The organism is Hyphomonas sp., assembly GCF_041689225.1.
Classification (GTDB): domain Bacteria; phylum Pseudomonadota; class Alphaproteobacteria; order Caulobacterales; family Hyphomonadaceae; genus Hyphomonas.
The window spans coordinates 1-18,177 of the sequence record NZ_JBDNGN010000078.1; the positions used below are offsets into that span (position 1 = coordinate 1).

Consider the following 18,177-nt stretch of genomic DNA (forward strand, 5'->3'; position numbering starts at 1 on the left):
CATTTCCCGCATCTGCGTCCTCGATCAGGTCTCCGACCCCCACAATCTCGGCGCCATCTACCGGTCCGCCGCCGCCTTCGGCTTTAACGGCATTGTCCTTCAAACCCGGCATGCACCACCAATTACCGGCGTGGTTGCCAAAGCGGCCGTGGGCGCCATTGAAACCGTGGCCGAGGCCCGCGTTGTCAACATTGCCCGCGCGCTCGAACAGCTCGCCGACGCTGGCTATCACACGGTTGGCCTCGACGGCGGAGGCCCGCGTATCCTCGCCGACGCTGTCGCCGGCGCGCCGAAAATCGCCATCGTGATGGGCGCCGAAGGCTCGGGCCTGCGCCCCGCCGTCGCCAAGGCCTGCGCCGAACTGGCGCGCATCCCGATGACCGAGGTCATGGAAAGCCTGAACGTGTCCAATGCTGCCGCAATTGCGTTCTACGAAGCCAGTCGGGAAGGTTTCCCACCGCGCTGAACCTCTGCTAGGGTTCACGCGAGGAATCGCCAGACGGGAGCACCTGCGATGCTAAGATTTATCTCCATTCTTCTCGTTCTGGCAGGCTTGGCGGTGGCCGGCATCGGCGGTGCCGCCCTGCTCGAAGAATATCGTCCCCACGAGACGGCGGCCATGGAATCCATGCCAGCACCGGTCGAGGCCATGCCCGCGCCTGAGGCCACAATGGAGATGCCACCAGAACCTGCCGCGATGGAAGCCGCTTCGCCACCAGAGGCAGTCATGTCCGCCCCGACTCCCGAAAGCCGGGCTATGATGCGAACGCGCTCGCTCTCCAGCGGTTCTGGCACCGACGACATGGCCTCTGCCGAAGACGGCCTGGACACCGCTGAAAACTTCTCCATAGAAGCGGCTGGCGATTTTGACGCCCTAACGGATGCGCTCGCCGAAACAGCAGGCGTGGCAGCCAATCAAAGGAGACAATCGCATGCCGAAGCGTTCATGGAATCCCTGCAGACGGTTCCTGTTGCGCACGAGACGCCGAAATCGGCCGAATACAAGCGCGCTTTCGACGTCACGCTCGCCATTGATGCGACAGGCGATGACACGGCCGTCGACGCCCTGCCCGGGCGCGGCAATATCGTGACAGGCGAAGCTCAGGTCTCCGACCGCGTCGAAGCCCGCGTCAGCGGCGCCAATTTCGAAATCGTTCCGATGTCGCCCGGCGTGCAGTCGCTGTCACCATTGACTGAAAATGTCTGGCGCTGGTCAGTCATGCCACTATCGGCTGGCGACCACGACCTCGTGTTCGAAATCTATGCCATCGACCAGGACTCGGTTGTGCCGTTGCGCACATTCCGTGACACGGTCACGGTCCAGGTCTCCGGTATCAACCGCGCCATTGCCTTTGCCGATCAGGCCAATCCGCTGTTCGTTCTGTTGGGCGGGCTCGGGTCTGCCATTGCCGGCCTTCTGGGCGCGGTGAAGTTCTTCGGGCGGCGCTAAGGCAGCATCCCGACCCATTCAGCAATTCCCGCTCAGGCATTGCTGCAGGTCTGTCGCACAAGCGCGTGCATGCCGCTCCTGCCCGTCCGTCATGTCATCGCGCACGCGCGTGATAGCCAGCTTGCCTTCGCGTTCCCAGGCGACCGTGTAGAGCCCGCCAATGCTGCGCGCCTTGAGGCAGGCTGCGGCGGCATGATGGCATTCCTCGTCTGACCGGATCCGGCAGACGGGCGGCGGGGAAATCACGTTGTGGCTGGGCGCAGCCCCATGCGTGTTGACCGGTGCATGCGCTGGCTCGACGACGGACGCTGCAGGCTTGCCGGGGTCCAGCAGCTGTTCCATGGCGCTGGCAGCAGGTTGCGCCGAGGCTGGAGCCATGGCCACGGCGACACTGGCCGCCATCGCCATGAGCGTCGCTATCGCATCAATCTGCATCTACACATGCCCCTCTACCGGCCCTTTATTGATACGACATATCAGTGGCTTATGCCACATATGACGGGTAACCTGACGGTGAAACCTGCAGTCTGCCTTGCCAATATGCAGGCCTCGTCTGCTTTGACTTCGCAATCAAAGGCGTCTTTGCGGTGAACAGATGACTAATGCCAACCCAACCCCGTTGACACTCGCTGCCGTGCAGGACTTCCTGCGGGCACAATCGACACGCATTGCCGTCGATCCGATGACCAATTCGGTCTTCGCACTAGCCCAGTCCCTTTTCCAGGATGTCGAAGCCGGCAAGGCCAGCGTCGCCGAGCTGGCAAAATTTGCGGGCGACCTTCACCTCACCATGATCGAGGAACGCGCAGACCGTTTCCGCGAACATCATTATGACGCCGCTCCCAAGGCAGGTTGGTCGCTGGTGCGCGCCGCGCTCGACGCTCTCGCCCGCAAGGGATTCGAGGCCTTCAAGACCGGCATCGAGCAGAATACTGGCGGCATCATCTTCACGGCCCACCCGACTTTCGCGCTCTCACGTGCGCTCCGGCAGGCGTTTACCGCGCACGTTACCCGGCCCAACAAATCCAGCCGCGCCACACTCCTCAAGCATATCCGAGAGGACGGTCGGCCCTGGAACAAGTCGATCAATCTGGTTGGGGAGCATGACGAGGTCCAGGACGCGCTGCTCAATGCGGCCGGCGCGCAACAGGCCTATGCCGCGCTGGTTCTGGACGTGGCCCGCAAAGCCTTTCCCGATGACTGGCGTGGCCTGCGGCCTTACCTCCCGACGCTTGCCAGCTGGGTCGGCTATGACCTTGACGGGCGGACCGACATTCACTGGTCCCAGTCCCTGACTTTCCGCCTGCGAGAGAAAGCCGCCCAGCTCGCCCGCTATGCTGATCGGCTGGAAGCCATGTCCGGCGCCAGCAAGGTCGCCGTACTTGCCCGCCTGACAGTGCGCCTGCGTGGCGCAGCCGGGGATGCCGAATCCGATGCGGCGCGCTTCGCCGAGGACCTGACCGATCCGGAAAACCTGGTCCAGGCCGCCAACGCCCTCACGTCTCACAGCAAGCGCATGATCCTCGATGCAACCGAAATCACCACGGTTCTGGATGACGCGATCCCTGCCGTTGATGACGGCCTGGCCGCCGCGCTGATCGCCTTCCGCGCTGAAGTGGAGTCGCTCCAGCTTGGCACCGCGCGCATCCACCTTCGGGTCAACGCCGCGCAGGTACGCACGGTTATCAATCGCGACCTCGGCCTTGAAACCGAAGATCGCGAACTTGGCCGCCTGGCGCTTGCTCAGCTGTCCCAGAAGGCGCGCCAGTCCAAACCGGTCCAGGTCAATTTCGCCGACCTCTTCCTCGAACAATCGACCGCTCGGCGCCAGTTCATGATGTGCGCGCAAATCCTCAAGCACATCGACTCCGGCTCGGTCATCCGTTTCCTCATCGCCGAGAGCGAGAACCCCGCCACCGTGATGGGCGCGCTCTACCTCGCCCGCCAATATGGCGTCGCCGAGAAGCTCGACATCTCGCCCCTGTTCGAAACGCCGGAAGCCCTCGAGACTGGTGGCCGCTTCATCGAACGCCTGCTCGAAGAGCCCGAATTCCTGCGTTACGTGAAGGAACGCGGCTATCTGTCGATCCAGCTCGGGTTCTCGGATGCCGGCCGCTTCATCGGCCAAGTCGCCGCCGACATGGCGATCGAGCGGATACACAATCTCATCGCCCGGGCCCTTGCTGCGAAGACCGACGATGTCGCCCTGCTGATCTTCAATACACACGGCGAGTCCATGGGCCGCGGCGCGTGGCCCGGCAGTTTCGGTCAGCGCTTCGACCATGTCCTGACGCCTTGGACCCGCAATGGCGCCCGCACGCGCAACCTGCGCCTCATGCATGAGGTCAGTTTTCAAGGCGGCGACGGCTTCCTTCATTTCGCCAGCCTTCCAATTGCCGAGACGACCTATGCCGCTTGGTGCCACCGGGCCCTGTCCGACCCACCGGACACATCGAAAGACCCGTTTTATACGCGCACAGACCTTGTCTGGGATTTTTACCGTGCGCTGCGCGCCTGGCACGAGCGCCTGTTCGTCAATGCCGATTACGGCCGCCTGCTGGGCGACTTTTCCGCCGGCCTCGTGGTCAAGGCCGGTTCGCGCCAGAAGCGCCGCACCGGCGGCCCCACCGGCCCCCGCGCCCTGCGCGCCATCTCGCACAACGCGACGCTGCAGCAGCTCGGCATTCCCGCCAACACGGCGTCCGGCATTGGCTCGTCGCTACAGCGCGAGAATGATCGCCTCATCGAATTGATCAATGCCAGTCCCCGCATGCACGGCCTGATCCTGCTCGCGCTCAGGGCCCGCGTGGTCACCAGCCTGCCTGCCCTGCGCGCCTATGCCAACGTGTTCGACCCGAGCGTCTGGATCGCCCATGCGCGCCTCGCCGAGCCTGACAAGGCCGCCGCCTATCGCAGCGTCTATTATGGCCTGCGCGACGATGAGACCGCCGTCTCGATCAACCGGATCGCCAATTTCCTGTCGATCGATCTTGGCCGCTTCGACCGACTCCTCGCCCGGCTTGACGATGCCCCGTCTGCCGAGGAACGGCACGAAGGCCGACTCGACCTGCACGCCCTGCACGCCATCCGCCAGGCACTGATGATGCGCGCCTTCACCCTTGTCGGTCGGCTGCCCCGTATTTCCCAGCGTCACGACACCGACGCGCGCGATCTCCTGCGCATGGTGCTCGACATGCGTATCGCCGAGACCGTCGATCTGCTTGTCGAAATCTTCCCCCGCGCAAGCGACGAGGAAACGCCGTTCAAGGCGCTTACCGAATCCGGCAGCGAGACCAAATCCGCCGCCAGCTATGGTTATGACAGCATTCACCGCGACATTATCGGACCGCTGGACGAGATCGACCGCGCCCTGCATGGCATCAGCCTGGCGATCACGCACGCCTATGGGGCCTTCGGCTAGGCCGATTTCTTAAACTCCTGTAATTGTCAGGCGCCTTGCGACGGACAGGGCACCGGTTCTCGTTGAACGACTGTCGATCAACCCCGGAGAACCACCATGAAAACGTCATTCGCCCTGAAAGCCGCAAGCCTCTCCCTGCTTGCCATCGGCCTTGCCGGAGCCGCCTCTGCCGGAGAATGGCAGCTTGATCCGCGTCGGTGCCCGGATCTCGTCGAAGATCGGCTCGACCAACGCATCACCACATCCAGGGCCGACGCGAGGGAAGACCTGAGAGACATGCGGCAGGTGAGCTGCCCAGTCTCAGCCTGGACCTACATTCCGGCCAAAGGCGAGAAGTTCGTCGACGGCCCGCGTGTCTATACAGACCCGTCGAAAGTCTACGCCGGTCGCGGCGGCTATTACCAGTTCGCTTCGCCCCATACGGGTCACGCCAAAAAGCCGGCATTGATCAAGGTCGTCGTGCGCTAAGATCGCGACCTGGACGCGCCGCTCGTTTGCCTACGAGCGGTGCGATGGTCGCCGTCACCGGCCCGCTCATTCCCTTGGGGAGCTGCGCGGCGATTCGACCGCCTCTCCCAACGTCATCCCTTCCTATGACGCTTACGTGCGCGTAAACCTTGCGGACACCATTCAACAGTGATGCGAACCGGGAGAAACCCTCATGGCTGAAGCCTATATCATTGACGCCTGCCGCACGCCGCGCGGCATCGGCAAAGTTGGAAAGGGCGCCCTCGCCCATATCCACCCACAACAACTGGCAGCCACCGTCCTGAAGGCGCTGGCCGAACGTAACAAGCTCGACACCGCCACGGTCGACGACATCATCTGGGGCACCAGCAGCCAGCGCGGCGCACAGGGCGCTGACCTTGGTCGCATGGCCGCGCTTGATGCTGGCTATGATATCAAGGCCTCCGGCGTCACGCTCGACCGTTTCTGCGGCTCGGGCATCACGTCCGTCGCACTCGCCGCAGCCCAGGTCATGTCCGGCATGGAAGACTGCGTCATCGCCGGCGGCACGGAGATGATGAGCTACACGGCGGCCACGGCCGATCCGAAAGCCCCGCCCGTCCTCGACGCAGGCAACACGCGCCTGCGCGCCTCGCACCCGCAAACCCAGCAAGGCGTCTGCGCCGACGCGATCGCCACGCTGGAAGGCATCGACCGCGAAGCCGTCGACCGTCTCGCCTTTACCAGCCAGCAGCGCGCCGCCATAGCCATCAAAGAGGGCCGTTTCGACAAGTCGCTCGTGCCCGTTTACAATGAAGACGGTTCGCTTGCGCTCGACCATGAAGAGTTCCCGCGCCCATCCACCACGATGGAAACGCTGGCTGGACTGCGCACCGTGTTCCCGGCCTATATGGACATCCCCGTGGATGATCAGGGCAACACGTATGGCAACCTTGTCACACGGAAATACCCGGAACTTGAAGGCAAGATGAACCACGTGCACCACGCCGGTAACTCGTCGGGCGTTGTTGACGGCGCCGCCGCCATCCTGCTGACTTCGAAAGAGTATGCTGACAAGCACGGCATGAAGCCCCGCGGCCGCATTGTGGCGACGGCAAACATGGGCGACTGCCCGACGCTGATGCTCAACGCACCGGTGGCGGCGGCGAAGAAAGTGCTCGCCAAGGCCGGCCTCACCAAGGACGATATCGACGTCTACGAAATCAACGAGGCCTTCTCAGTCGTTGCCGAAAAGTTCATCCGCGACCTCGATCTCGACCGCGAAAAGGTCAACATCAACGGTGGCGCCATGGCCCTCGGCCACCCGATCGGCGCCACCGGTTCGATCCTGATCGGCACAGCGCTTGACGAACTTGAGCGTTCCGGCGGCCGTTACGGCCTGATCACCATGTGCGCCGCTGGCGGCATGGCCCCGGCGATCATCATCGAACGCATCTAGTCACGCGGCGACAGCCCGGCAATCAGCCCGCTCCCGGCATCCGGGGGCGGGCTTTTTGCATGGCTCCGTCGGGCCTCCCGCCCTAGAGTGCTGAAAACCAAGGGGGACACATATGAAATCCATCATCTCGACAGCCGCGTCGCTGGGCGCACTGATGCTAGCCTCCGCCTGCGCCACCGCGCCCGAGATCGCCATCGATCCCGTAGCGGTCGACGCCGAGTTCCCGCGATCGCTCGTAGAGCTGAATTTCGAAAGCCACGGTGACCGCCTCAACGGCCACGCCTACCTTGCCGAAGGTGAAGGACCGCACCCGACCGTGGTGCTACTCCACGGTTTTCCGGGCAATGAGCGCAATCTAGACCTCGCGCAGGACCTGCGCAGCGACGGATTCAACGTCCTGTTCTTCCACTATCGCGGTGCCTGGGGCAGCCAGGGCACTTACAGCTTCACTCACGTCATCGAAGACGTCGCTTCAGCCACCGATTACCTGCGCGCCAATACCGAAACCTATCGCACCGATCCGAACAAACTGATCCTGATCGGCCATTCCATGGGCGGCTTCGCCGCGCTCGAAGCAGCTGCGAGAGACGAGCGGGTAACCTGCGTCGCCGGTATCGCACCTGCAGACCTAGGTGCGATAGCCAACGCGTTTGATGCCGATCCGGCCAGCGCCGAGGGCTTTTCTGCCTATGCTGACACGATGCAAATGCTGTCCGGGCTCACCGGCCAAAATGCCATTGCCGAGATCCTGGCCAATCGCGAAGCTTTCGATACACGATTGCTGGCATCGGAACTCGTCGGAAAATCAGTGCTGGTGATCGGCGGCGACAAGGACACGTCCGTTCCGCCGGACACCATTATTGCCCCGCTGGTCGCCGCCTATGAAGCCGAACCCGGCATCGACCTGACAGCCAAGGTTCTGTCAGGCGACCATTCCTTCTCATGGTCGCGTCAGGAACTGATCGATACAGTGCTGGACTGGGCTGGTGATTGCCGCTGAATCGCGGCAACTGGCCATGCAGCCGCATTGTAACTAGCGTCTGTTTCAAACAGAATAACACCTGACAATGGAGGGCCGGATGTACAAAGTCGATCTCACGGAATCCTATTTCCCGGCACAGAGCGGCACCGGACCTGCACCACTGACAATCGGCGCAATGCTGCGCGCCTCAGTCGCACGCGCGCCGGATTTTCCGGCCCTGAAAGCCCTCGACTATGACGGCGCCATCCTGCGCACCTGGACCTATTCCCAGCTCCTGGACGACAGCGAACGCCTCGCCCGCGCGCTCGCCAACCGCCACGCCGAAGGGGCACGGATCGCAGTCTACGCCAATAACGTGCCGGAATGGATCCTGCTCGAACTCGCATGCGGCCTCGCGGGCGTCACCCTTGTCACGGTCAATCCGGCCTACCAGAAACGCGAACTTAAATTCGTCCTCGAACAGTCCCGCGCCGAAGCGATCTATTATGTGAAGGACTTTCGGGGGAACCCGATGCAGGACATCGCCGACGCCGTCTGCGACGAGATCCCGGCGATCCGGCACCGCATCCTCCTGACCGACCACAATGCGCTGTTTATGGGCGAGACCGACGGAGCGCTACGCGATCCGAAGCCCTCCGATCCGGTGCAGATACAGTACACGTCCGGCACCACCGGCTTTCCAAAAGGCGCGCTATTGCATCATAACGGCCTCGTGCGAAACGGCGTCGATGCGATGACCCGGGCCGGCATGACTGTGGGCAAATCCTTCGTCCACAACATGCCGCTCTTCCATACGACAGGCTGCGCTATACTTGTCCTTGGCGGCCTCGGCGTCGGCGCAACCATGTTGCTCGCACCCATGTTCGATCCGGAAGTGATCGTGAAAGTGATTGATCGGGAAAAAACAGACTTCATCCTTGGTGTACCAACCATGCTGGTAGCGCTCATCGACGAAGTGCAGAAATCAGGGCGGGACGTCTCGTCAATCTCGCGCATCATGTCTGGCGGGGCGATGGTGGCCCCGGAACTGTGCAAGCAGGCACGCGCCGTACTGGGTGCGCCGATCCAGATCGTCTACGGGCAAACCGAAACATCGCCCGTCATCACGCAGGCCTGGTTCGAGGATTCCCTCGAAGACCTGACGCAGACGATCGGCCAACCCGCCGCGCATGTCGAAGTCTCGATCCGACACCCGCAAACGAACACTGTCGTGCCTGTGGGCGAACAGGGTGAAATCTGCTGCCGCGGCTATCTCGTCATGACCGACTACAATGACAATCCGGAAGCGACTGCCACCGCCATCGATTCAGAGGGATGGCTCCATACCGGCGATCTCGGGCGAATGGACACGCGCGGATATGTGCGGATCACAGGCCGCGTCAAAGAGATGATCATTCGAGGCGGCGAGAACCTCTTCCCGGTGGAAATCGAGAACGCCATGCTGGAACATGCCGCCGTTGCCGAAGTGGCCGTAGTGGGCATCCCGGACGAGAAATGGGGCGAGCAGGTCGCCTGTTTCCTGCGCAGTAAAGGCCAGACGAAAGCGGATGGTGCAGAACTGAAAGCCTTCATCCGCGAACGCCTGTCTCCCCAGAAGACGCCGGCCTACTGGATTTGGGTCGAGGAATGGCCCCTCACCGGGTCAGGCAAGATCCAGAAGTTCAAACTGCGCGAAGCCTATGAGGCGGGCGATTTCGACGGAAAGCTGGTCTGAATAAACCAGTGCCTCAGTCCTTCTGAACAATCGTGCGCAACGCTTCGGCGAGGCGGTCGGCATGGTCGGGGGTATTGTAGAGCGCCGGCGTTATGCGCACGCAGCAGCCGGCCGCAACACCGTCCCGAAGCACCGAGAAGATGTCGAACTCGGCCAGCAAGCGCTCTGCAAGCGCCTTGTTGTCCTCGGCGCTGGTCTTGCCCGCGACCCGGAACGACGTGATCCCCGCATGCATCCGGGGATCGTCCGGGGTGAGTATCTCGATCCGCTCAAGCGGCCGAACCTGGTCGACCCAGGCGTTGCGCAGGTAGGCCAGCCGCGCCGCCTTGTTCGCCGGCCCAACCTGGTCATGGAAGTCGAGCGCATCGGGAAGGCTCATCACGGCGGCAAAATTCATCGTGCCCGTATGCACCCGGCCGCCGGTGCCATCGCGTTCCCACGACTCGGCAGACATGTCCGCCGAAACCGCCTCGAGCCTGTCGCCCTTGATATACATGACGCCCACGCCGATCGGCGCTCCGATCCATTTGTGCAGGTTGAAGCCGACGAAATCGGCGCCGAGCGCCGTAACGTCAAAGTCCATCTGCCCCCAGGAATGAGCCGCATCCACGATCACATCGACTCCCCGCAGGCGCGCCGCCGCGACGATCTCCGACACCGGGATTACCAGTCCCGTCCGGTGGCTGACATGGGTCAGCAATAGAAGGCGGACATCCGGGTTCGCCACCATCGCCGCGTCATAGAAGGCGATCAGGGCGTCGTGGGTGACGGGTTCGGGAACGGAGAGGCGCACCAGTCGCCCGCCAGACTGCGCCGCTTTCCATTCCATCGCATTCTGGATCGACCCATAGTCGAGATCGGCGATCATGGCGCCATCGCCGGGCTGCAGCCGGTTATAACCTGTGATCAGTGCCTTCAGCGCCTCGGTCGCACCGCGCGTGATGGTGATCTCGCCGGCATCGGCGCCCAGGAAATCTGCCAGACGTTCATGAATCGGGCGATAGATGTCGGCATATTCACGCCGAGCGAAATAGGAGTTGCGACGGTTTACCGTCCCGGTATGGACCTGGTAGCGCTGAAGCACAGGACGCGCCATCAGGCCCCAGTTCCCGTTCTCGAGATTGATGACGCCGTCCATCACGTCATATGCTGCGGCGACCTCGCGCCAGTAGGCTTCGTCGGATGCTGTGTGCAGGGCGCCATCACTCTGGAAGGGCGCCATCGGAACCGCCTCATTGCTCGCGCATGCGGTCGCGGCAAAGCCCGCGCTGCCTGCAAGAACGGTACGTCTCGAAATTATCATGCTGTCTTCCCGCCAGAATGCCAGTCATGCGGGAATCGAACGCTCCGCCATCGGCATCGTAAGCGCTGGCCTATGACAGAAACTATCGCGAGGGACTAAAAAGTGGCGCCTGAAGCCTAGTTCGCCCGCTTTTCGTCCTCGTGGCCGCTCCAGAAGCGCTTGATGCGGCCCAGGAAGCCTTCGCTTTCCGGGTGGCAATCGGCGCCCGAGCACTCGCAGAACTCGCGCAGGATATCCTTCTGGCGGGCCGTCATGTTTTGCGGCGTCTCGACGAACATTTCGACATAGAGGTCGCCGGTCTGACCAGAGGAACGCACAGATGGCATGCCCTTGCCGCGCATGCGCAGCTTGCGACCCGTCTGAGCGCCTTCTGGAATGGCGACCTTGGCGCGGCCGCCATCAATCGTCGGAATTTCGATTTCACCGCCGAGGGCCGCCGTCGCCATGGGCACCGGGGCGCGGCAATAGAGGTTTGGTCCGTCGCGTTCGAAGATATCGTGCTCCACGACATCGACGAAGATGTAGAGGTCGCCCTTGGCGCCGCCTGCCGTGCCGCTTTCGCCTTCACCAGACAGACGGATCCGCATACCACTCTCGACGCCTGCCGGAATTTTCACCGACAGCTTGCGTTCTTCTCGGACCTGGCCAGCGCCGCCGCATTCCTTGCAGGGCTTGCGGATAACCTTGCCCTTGCCCGAACAGCGCGGGCAGGTGCGTTCCATGGTGAAAAAGCCCTGCTGGGCGCGCACACGCCCGTGGCCGTCGCACATGTCACATTTCTCGGGCGTACTGCCCTGCGCGGCGCCACTGCCTGAGCAGGGCTCACACGCCACGGCCTGGGGCACGTGAATGTCTTCATCCTTGCCGAAATAGGCTTCGGCCAGCGTGATCTCGAGATCATAGCGCAGGTCTGATCCGCGCTGCGGGCCGCCCCGGCGACGACCGCCAAAGCCGCCTGCGCCGAAGACCTGGCTGAACAGGTCCTGGAATATATCTTCAGGATTGGCACCGGCCCCGAACGGGCTGCCACCGCCACCACCATTTTCGAAGGCGGCATGGCCGTAGCGGTCATAGGCAGCGCGCTTGTCAGCGTCGCACAGGACCGCATAGGCCTCGCCGACTTCCTTGAACTGCTCTTCAGCTTCACCATTTCCGGCGTTCTGGTCCGGATGGTACTTCATGGCGAGCTTGCGATACGCCGATTTCAGCTGCTTGTCGTCTGCATCGCGAGCGACACCGAGCACTTCATAATAGTCGCGTTTGCTCATGATTTATTGCCGTCTTCCCGAATTCCGTGATGTGCGCAGTCATGTGGGGCGAACTGCCCCTGCCCGCAAGGGATAGCTGCAGAAAGCACGGCGCTCAGCTGGGGCCGGGGCCGAAGGCAGTGATGCCTTTTTCGACGACAGATACGCCCGAAGACTGGATCTGCATCACGGCAAGGCCGCGCTGCGATGTGCCGTCAATCCGGAACCGGAACAGGCCATTGACGCCCATGAACCCGTCGGGATCGGTAACGCCATTATACCGCATGTTGTCGTCCGCCCCAAGCCGCACTGAAAGCGCGGCTGCGTCATAGGCTACCGCAGCGAGGTCCGTCGGGTTGCGGCCATAGATGCGATTATAGGTTTGCTTGAACCCTGCGAGATTTGCCGGGTCCGGCGCAGCATAGACCCCGCCCGCCAGCGTCGGCTCGCGCCAGATGCTGGAATCGTCCCACAGGCTGGTGCCCATCAGCATGACCTGGCGCATGTCTACCCCATTGTAAGGCAGCAAAGGTGCCACCGAGAGCAGCTTCACGCCACGCTCCGGAATCATCACGGCCACCTTGCCGCGCGCGATTTCGCCTTGCAGAACAGTAGCGATCTGGCGCGACTCCGCCGACGCACCGGATGCGGGATCATAGAAGGCCGACGCCACAACCACGCCGCCCTGCAACGAGGCCTGGTAGCGCATCGCTGCCTCGACCTGACGCCCGTATGGCGTGCTCGGCCCGAGGAAAACAAACGACCGAACGCCGCGCGCTCCGGCATATTGCATGACGCGCGCGACTTCCTCTTCGGGCGAAACGGATGCGAGATACACCCCGCCGCCTGCTGCGCTGCGGTCATTCGAAAACGCGATGATCGGCACCTGCTGGCGGCTGGCCGCCGGTTTGATCGCCTTCACATTGGCGCCAAACAGCGGCCCCAGGATGATATCAGCGCCTTCCTTCAGCGACTCGTCCATGCGTGCCTCGGTCACCGACTGCTTGCCGGCCGTATCCTTCGGCATGATCAGGAAATTGTCGCCGGCATATTCGAATAAGGCAAGCTCGATGCCCGCCAACATGCTCTCGGCCTCAGCGCGCACCTGCGCATTCGGATGCGAAAAGGGCAACAGCACGACGGCGCGTTTCACGTCGCGGCCTTCCATGAAGGGTGGGATCAGGCCGCCATCGCCGCGAACCGGCTTCTGGCGGTCCAGTTCGCCGAGCTGCGCTTCATCCACTCCGCCGGGCTGCAGAACTTCGCCCGTCACCGGATCGACTCGCGGCTCGCCGGTGCCGATCTGGACTGGCGGGCGGGCGGGCGCTGTGGCACAGGCCGTGGCCAGGAGGAGGGAAGCCAGAACAAGGCTTGGTGCTTTGAGCTTCCTGAGCAATGGTTGAAGCAATGTCATCTCCTGATCCTTCTGAGCCCGAAGCAATTCACGCCTCGGGCGACTCTACGGGCAGCCGCCTTGCCGGGCAACCGGCGCAGACACTTGGCCCGGGGCTTTATGTCGTCTCCACCCCGATCGGCAACCTGCGGGACATCACGCTGCGTGCGCTGGATGTTCTCAAGACCGTCGAGGAAGTTCTGGCAGAAGACACTCGCGTGGCCGGGAAACTGATGTCGGCCTACGGGCTTAAAGTCCGGCTGAGCCCTTACCATGACCACAATGGGGCGGAACGACGGCCTGACCTGATTTCCCGCATGCAGGCGGGCGCGAAAATCGCCCTCATTTCCGATGCCGGCACACCGCTTGTCTCCGACCCTGGTTGGAAACTCGCCCACGACGCCCTCGAGGCCGGTGTCAAAGTATATCCGATCCCCGGAGCGTCCGCGATGCTCGCCGGGCTGGTTGCCAGCGGCCTGCCGAGCGATCACTTCATGTTTGCAGGCTTCCTACCGCCGAAAAGCGGCGCCCGCCGCGCTGCCGCGGAGGCCCTGAAAGGCGTGCCGGGCACGCTGATTTTCTACGAAAGCGGTCCGCGCCTTGCAGCCTCGCTTGACGACCTTGCGGCTTCGCTCGGTGGCAACCGGCAGGCCGCCGTCGCCCGGGAACTGACCAAGCTGTTCGAGGAAACCCGCCGGGGCACGCTGTCCGAGCTCGCCGCACACTATGCCGAGGCTGGCCCGCCGCGCGGCGAGATCGTTCTCCTCGTCGGCCCGCCGCTCGATACCGAAATCACGCAGGCCAACCTCGACGCTGCCCTGCTTGATGCCCTGAAGGAGCAGCCGACCAAGGCCGCCGCCAGTGCCGTGGCCGAGGCACTCGGTCTACCCAAGCGCGACGTCTACCAGCGCGCCCTGCAATTGAAGGCCAATGGCTGAGGTCGCCCGCCAGCGGGCCGAACGGCGGGGCCGGACAGGCGAAACGCTGGCCGCGCTCTGCCTGCGCCTCAAAGGCTACCGAATTCTCGAAACCCGCTTGCGAACCCCTGTTGGCGAGATCGACCTCATTGCCTCGAAGGGCCGGATCATTGCCTTTGTCGAAGTGAAGGCCCGCGCCCGGCGCGGCGATGCCCTCAGCGCCGTCACCCCGGCCAGATGGCAACGCATATCCCGCGCGGCCGACTTCTGGATGGCCCGTCGCCCGCACTATGTGGACCATGGCTGGCGCTAAGATCTCATCGCCATCCAGGCGTGGCGCGTGCCAATTCATGTGCGCGACGCGTGGCGTCCGGGAATGGGGTGACGCCTCACTCCGGCGCAGGTGGTTCCTGCTGGATCGAAACGACATAGGCCAGCAGCACTTCGGCGCCCAAGGGGCCGAACACAAAGTCCGGCATCATCTCGTGCCCGACATGAAGCCCAGCCTGGAAATCTTCAGAAAGTGTTTCCGGATTATACTGCGCCATCAGGTAGCGCAACGGTGGCGGGTCTTCCGGACGGATTTTCGGATCATTGTCGAGCGCATGGCAATTGGAACATTGCGCTTCCGCGATCACGCGCCCGTCGGCAATCGATTGGGCATCTGTCTTGATGGCGTCGAATGGGACAACGCCATCAGCTGCGTTGTCGCAGGCGCCAGCTCCCAAGGACAGGATCAGGGCAAAGGCGGCCGGACGAAAGAAAGGTCGGGTCATCGGATAGGGTCCTCCTGAATGGCGCCGCGCACGTTTCAGCTTGTATCGCGGCGCGTGTCTGGCGGTTGACGGAAACACGTCTCACCAACGATACACAATTTGGAGCGTTTGCGGATATACGCATTAACCCCAGGAAACGGAGTGGACGCGGAGGCCTCGTATATGAACAGCGCCTTCACCCTGCCGTAATCAAATCGCATCTACAAAATCCTCCATTATTCGTTGTACAGGCTGATATGGCTAAATCCGCCCCGCCCACGCGCGCACCGCGCACCATCAAGGTGCCGCGCGAACCGATTTTCCGGTGGCCAGCGACCGTGCGTGGCTGGCTTATCCTGGCCGTTCTGGCGATCATGTTTGCTGGCGGCGGGTACGCGCTCTACAAATGGCGCTCGCTCTATTTCGGCATGCCAAAACTGCCGGACACCGCCGAACTCTGGGAAGCCCACCGCGAACCCGCCATGGAATTTGTCGACCGGGACGGCAACACGCTGTCTGTTCGCGGCCCCCGCTACGGCCGCTCGACGGACATTTCGACCCTGCCCGCCTATGTGCCTCAGGCCTTCATCGCTGCCGAAGACAAGCGGTTTTACGACCATGACGGCGCCGACGATGCCGCGATCGCCCGCGCCGCCTTGTCGAACCTGCGCGCCGGAGAGACGGTTTCGGGCGCATCGACCATCACGCAGCAGCTGATCAAAAATCTCGTGCTCGACAATCGCCAGACGCTGAAGCGCAAGGCGCAGGAAATGAAGCTCGCCCGCGAACTGGAAAAGCGGATCAGCAAGGATGAGGTGCTTTCGCTCTACCTGAACCGCGTCTATTTCGGCGCAGGCCTCTACGGCATCGACGCGGCAGCACGCAATTATTTCGGCAAGCCGCCCGAAAAGCTCGAAATCCAGGAAGCGGCCCTGCTAGCCACCCTTCCCAAGGCACCCTCCAAGCTGAACCTGCGGGACAATCTGGCGGGCGCACGGGACCGACAGCTCTATGTGCTCGCTGAAATGGTCGATCAGGGGTTCATCACCAAAGAACAATCCGACACCGCCCGCGCGGCAGAGGTGAAGATCATCGACGCGCCGGTCTATGACGCGCAGCTGGGCTATGTGCTCGACGCGTCGGCCGAACGTGTGAAAGCGATGCTGCCGCGCCTGCCAGGCGACCTCGTCGTCACCATATCCATTGACCCGAAACTCCAGGACAAGATCGAATCCCTGCTCGTCGAACGTATCGCGAAAGACGGCAAGGCACAGGGTGTCAGCCAGGTCGGCGCGCTGGTGATGGCCAAGGATGGCCGTGTCGTCGCCATGGTCGGCGGTGCGGACTATGCGACCTCGGAATTCAATCGGGTGACACAAGCCAAGCGCCAGCCCGGATCGAGCTTCAAGCCCTTTGTCTATGCAGCCGCGCTGGAAGACGGTTTCTCGCCTTATGACGTGATGATCGATGCGCCCCTGACGATCGAGAAATGGAAGCCCGAGAATTATGGCGGGGGCTATCTCGGACCGATGACCCTCAGCGAGGCCCTGACCCGCTCGACCAATACGATTGCCGCCCAGCTGGGACAGGAGGCGAGCGAGGAGCGCATCATCTCTCTGGCCAAGCGGTTCGGCATGACAAGCCCGATGCAGCCTTTTCCGTCGCTCGCCCTTGGCAGCCAGGAAGTGACCATGTGGGAACTCGTGCGGGCCTATGGCGCCTTCCAGTCCGGCGGCCTGCGCATGGACCCCTATCTCATCGACAAGATCGAGGATTCGCGCGGCATGGTCCTCTACCAGCGCCCCGAATACGAACGTGAGCGCGTCTATCCCTACGAGCTGGCCGAAGACATGAATGCGATGATGACCCGCGTCGTGAACGCGCCCATCGGCACGGGCGGGCGGGCCCGGGTCAAAAACTGGACCGTCGCCGGCAAGACCGGCACCTCGCAGGACTGGCGCGACGCCTGGTTCGTCGGCTTCACTGCAGCCTATGTAGGCGCGGTCTGGGTCGGCAATGACGATGACAGCCCGATGAAGCGCGTCACGGGAGGGGGCCTGCCGGCAGACCTGTGGTCGGACATGATGACAGTTGTCCACGCTGGTATGCCATCCGAAAGCCTGATCGGCGCTGAAGGCGGTATCGTGATCAGCGAAGCCGCCGAACAACGCATCTCCTTCTATCGCGGCCTCAGCCAGGCGTTCAGCGTCGCAGCGGCGAACCGCAGGGCCAGCGGGGCTGTCCCGCAGTAGAACCGGGCTTTTCAGCGGGGCGCATTCCGCCTAACAGGCGTGCGCATGGATACTGATGTTCTTGATACGTTGAAGCTCGCCCTTGATGGCGGTGGTGTAACCGTGCCGGAAACGGGAGACGTGCTGTTCCTGCGGGCTGAACCGGGACCGGTACTGCCTCTGCTGCCGAAGGATCGGCTGACCTGCCAGCAGACGTTCAAGCCGCCGCATGATGCCCTCAAGGCGGCGGGATACACGCTGCTCCCTCCCGGGACAGAAACGTTCGAATCCGCGGCACTGACGCTGATCCTGCCACCGCGCCAGAAGGCCGAGGCACGCGGCCTGTATGCTCGCGCCATGCTGGCGGCGCCCGAGGGCGGCGTAGTGCTGGCCTGCCTGCCGAACACGCTGGGCGGCAAGACCGCCGAAAAGACGCTGGGCGAGATTGCCGGCGCCACCGAAAGCCTCAGCAAGCACAAGTGCCGGGCCTTCTGGGCGAGGAAAGACAGCGCCGTGTTCAACACCGCCCTCGCCGAAGCCTGGGTCGCCGCTGACCAGCCGCAACCTGTTGCAGACGGGGCGATGTGGAGCCGGCCGGGCCTGTTCTCATGGGACCGGATCGATGCCGGATCGGAGCTGCTGGCCGAGAACATTCCCGAGGACATCAAAGGCACAGGCGCTGACTTCGGTGCGGGCCAGGGCTACCTCACGAAAGAGGTTCTGACGCACTGCCCGAAGATCAAGCATATGGACCTGTATGAGGCCGAGCACCGGGCGATTGCCTGTGCAACGAAGACGCTGGAAGGCGTCGAGAATGTCACGATTACCTGGGCGGACGCCACGCGTGACGTGGCGAAC

At 63.0% G+C, this 18,177-nt stretch carries 16 protein-coding genes; 11 read left to right on the plus strand and 5 right to left on the minus strand.

Features of this window, described 5'->3' with window-relative positions; genetic code table 11:
- Positions 1 to 466, plus strand: a 466-nt coding sequence (locus tag ACESNB_RS07400) for a 23S rRNA (guanosine(2251)-2'-O)-methyltransferase RlmB (protein ID WP_373005846.1), incomplete at its 5' end; no start/stop codon positions are given.
- A 48-nt stretch (positions 467 to 514) separates the two neighbouring features.
- Complete coding sequence (locus tag ACESNB_RS07405; RefSeq protein WP_373005848.1) at positions 515 to 1,450, plus strand: hypothetical protein; 936 nt, start codon at positions 515 to 517, stop codon at positions 1,448 to 1,450.
- Between the two features lie 18 nt (positions 1,451 to 1,468).
- Here ACESNB_RS07405 and ACESNB_RS07410 read toward each other — a convergent pair whose 3' ends face one another.
- Positions 1,469 to 1,885 (minus strand): hypothetical protein, encoded by a 417-nt coding sequence (locus ACESNB_RS07410; protein ID WP_373005850.1) that lies wholly within the window; start codon positions 1,883 to 1,885, stop codon positions 1,469 to 1,471.
- A gap of 160 nt (positions 1,886 to 2,045) precedes the next feature.
- Here ACESNB_RS07410 and ACESNB_RS07415 point away from each other — a divergent pair, with 160 nt between their 5' ends.
- The 5 genes from ACESNB_RS07415 (at position 2,046) to ACESNB_RS07435 (ending at position 9,473) form a co-directional block, all read left to right on the plus strand.
- Positions 2,046 to 4,871 (plus strand): phosphoenolpyruvate carboxylase, encoded by a 2,826-nt coding sequence (locus ACESNB_RS07415; RefSeq protein ID WP_373005852.1) that lies wholly within the window; start codon positions 2,046 to 2,048, stop codon positions 4,869 to 4,871.
- 96 nt (positions 4,872 to 4,967) lie between these two features.
- Positions 4,968 to 5,339, plus strand: coding sequence for a hypothetical protein (locus ACESNB_RS07420; RefSeq protein WP_373005854.1), 372 nt, complete (start codon positions 4,968 to 4,970; stop codon positions 5,337 to 5,339).
- A gap of 193 nt (positions 5,340 to 5,532) precedes the next feature.
- Positions 5,533 to 6,777, plus strand: coding sequence for an acetyl-CoA C-acetyltransferase (locus ACESNB_RS07425; protein WP_373005856.1), 1,245 nt, complete (start codon positions 5,533 to 5,535; stop codon positions 6,775 to 6,777).
- A 112-nt stretch (positions 6,778 to 6,889) separates the two neighbouring features.
- Positions 6,890 to 7,777 (plus strand): alpha/beta hydrolase family protein, encoded by an 888-nt coding sequence (locus ACESNB_RS07430; protein ID WP_373005858.1) that lies wholly within the window; start codon positions 6,890 to 6,892, stop codon positions 7,775 to 7,777.
- A 79-nt stretch (positions 7,778 to 7,856) separates the two neighbouring features.
- Entirely contained in the window at positions 7,857 to 9,473 is a 1,617-nt protein-coding gene (locus ACESNB_RS07435; RefSeq protein ID WP_373005860.1) for a class I adenylate-forming enzyme family protein, read from the plus strand.
- A 13-nt stretch (positions 9,474 to 9,486) separates the two neighbouring features.
- On the opposite strand, the gene ACESNB_RS07440 is transcribed toward ACESNB_RS07435, so the two are convergent.
- The 3 genes from ACESNB_RS07440 to ACESNB_RS07450 all read right to left on the minus strand — a co-directional run bounded on the left by ACESNB_RS07440 (position 9,487) and on the right by ACESNB_RS07450 (position 13,437).
- Positions 9,487 to 10,776: an aminotransferase class V-fold PLP-dependent enzyme gene (locus ACESNB_RS07440; protein WP_373005862.1), complete on the minus strand. Its 1,290-nt coding sequence runs from the start codon at positions 10,774 to 10,776 to the stop codon at positions 9,487 to 9,489.
- Between the two features lie 116 nt (positions 10,777 to 10,892).
- Positions 10,893 to 12,044, minus strand: a complete 1,152-nt coding sequence (gene dnaJ / locus ACESNB_RS07445; protein WP_373005864.1) for a molecular chaperone DnaJ — start codon at positions 12,042 to 12,044, stop codon at positions 10,893 to 10,895.
- A 94-nt stretch (positions 12,045 to 12,138) separates the two neighbouring features.
- A complete protein-coding gene (locus ACESNB_RS07450; protein ID WP_373005866.1) occupies positions 12,139 to 13,437 on the minus strand; it encodes a penicillin-binding protein activator in 1,299 nt (432 codons plus the stop codon).
- Here ACESNB_RS07450 and rsmI point away from each other — a divergent pair.
- Complete coding sequence (gene rsmI / locus ACESNB_RS07455) at positions 13,431 to 14,354, plus strand: 16S rRNA (cytidine(1402)-2'-O)-methyltransferase (protein WP_373005868.1); 924 nt, start codon at positions 13,431 to 13,433, stop codon at positions 14,352 to 14,354. The genes ACESNB_RS07450 and rsmI overlap by 7 nt on opposite strands.
- Positions 14,347 to 14,646, plus strand: a complete 300-nt coding sequence (locus tag ACESNB_RS07460; RefSeq protein WP_373005870.1) for a YraN family protein — start codon at positions 14,347 to 14,349, stop codon at positions 14,644 to 14,646. Before rsmI ends, ACESNB_RS07460 begins: the two co-directional genes overlap by 8 nt.
- 76 nt (positions 14,647 to 14,722) lie before the next feature.
- On the opposite strand, the gene ACESNB_RS07465 is transcribed toward ACESNB_RS07460, so the two are convergent.
- Positions 14,723 to 15,109 (minus strand): cytochrome c, encoded by a 387-nt coding sequence (locus ACESNB_RS07465; RefSeq protein ID WP_373005872.1) that lies wholly within the window; start codon positions 15,107 to 15,109, stop codon positions 14,723 to 14,725.
- Between the two features lie 236 nt (positions 15,110 to 15,345).
- Here ACESNB_RS07465 and ACESNB_RS07470 point away from each other — a divergent pair, with 236 nt between their 5' ends.
- Entirely contained in the window at positions 15,346 to 17,340 is a 1,995-nt protein-coding gene (locus ACESNB_RS07470; protein WP_373005874.1) for a transglycosylase domain-containing protein, read from the plus strand.
- Positions 17,341 to 17,385: 45 nt separating this feature from the next.
- A partial coding sequence (locus ACESNB_RS07475; RefSeq protein ID WP_373005876.1) for a methyltransferase occupies positions 17,386 to 18,177 on the plus strand: 792 nt, incomplete at its 3' end.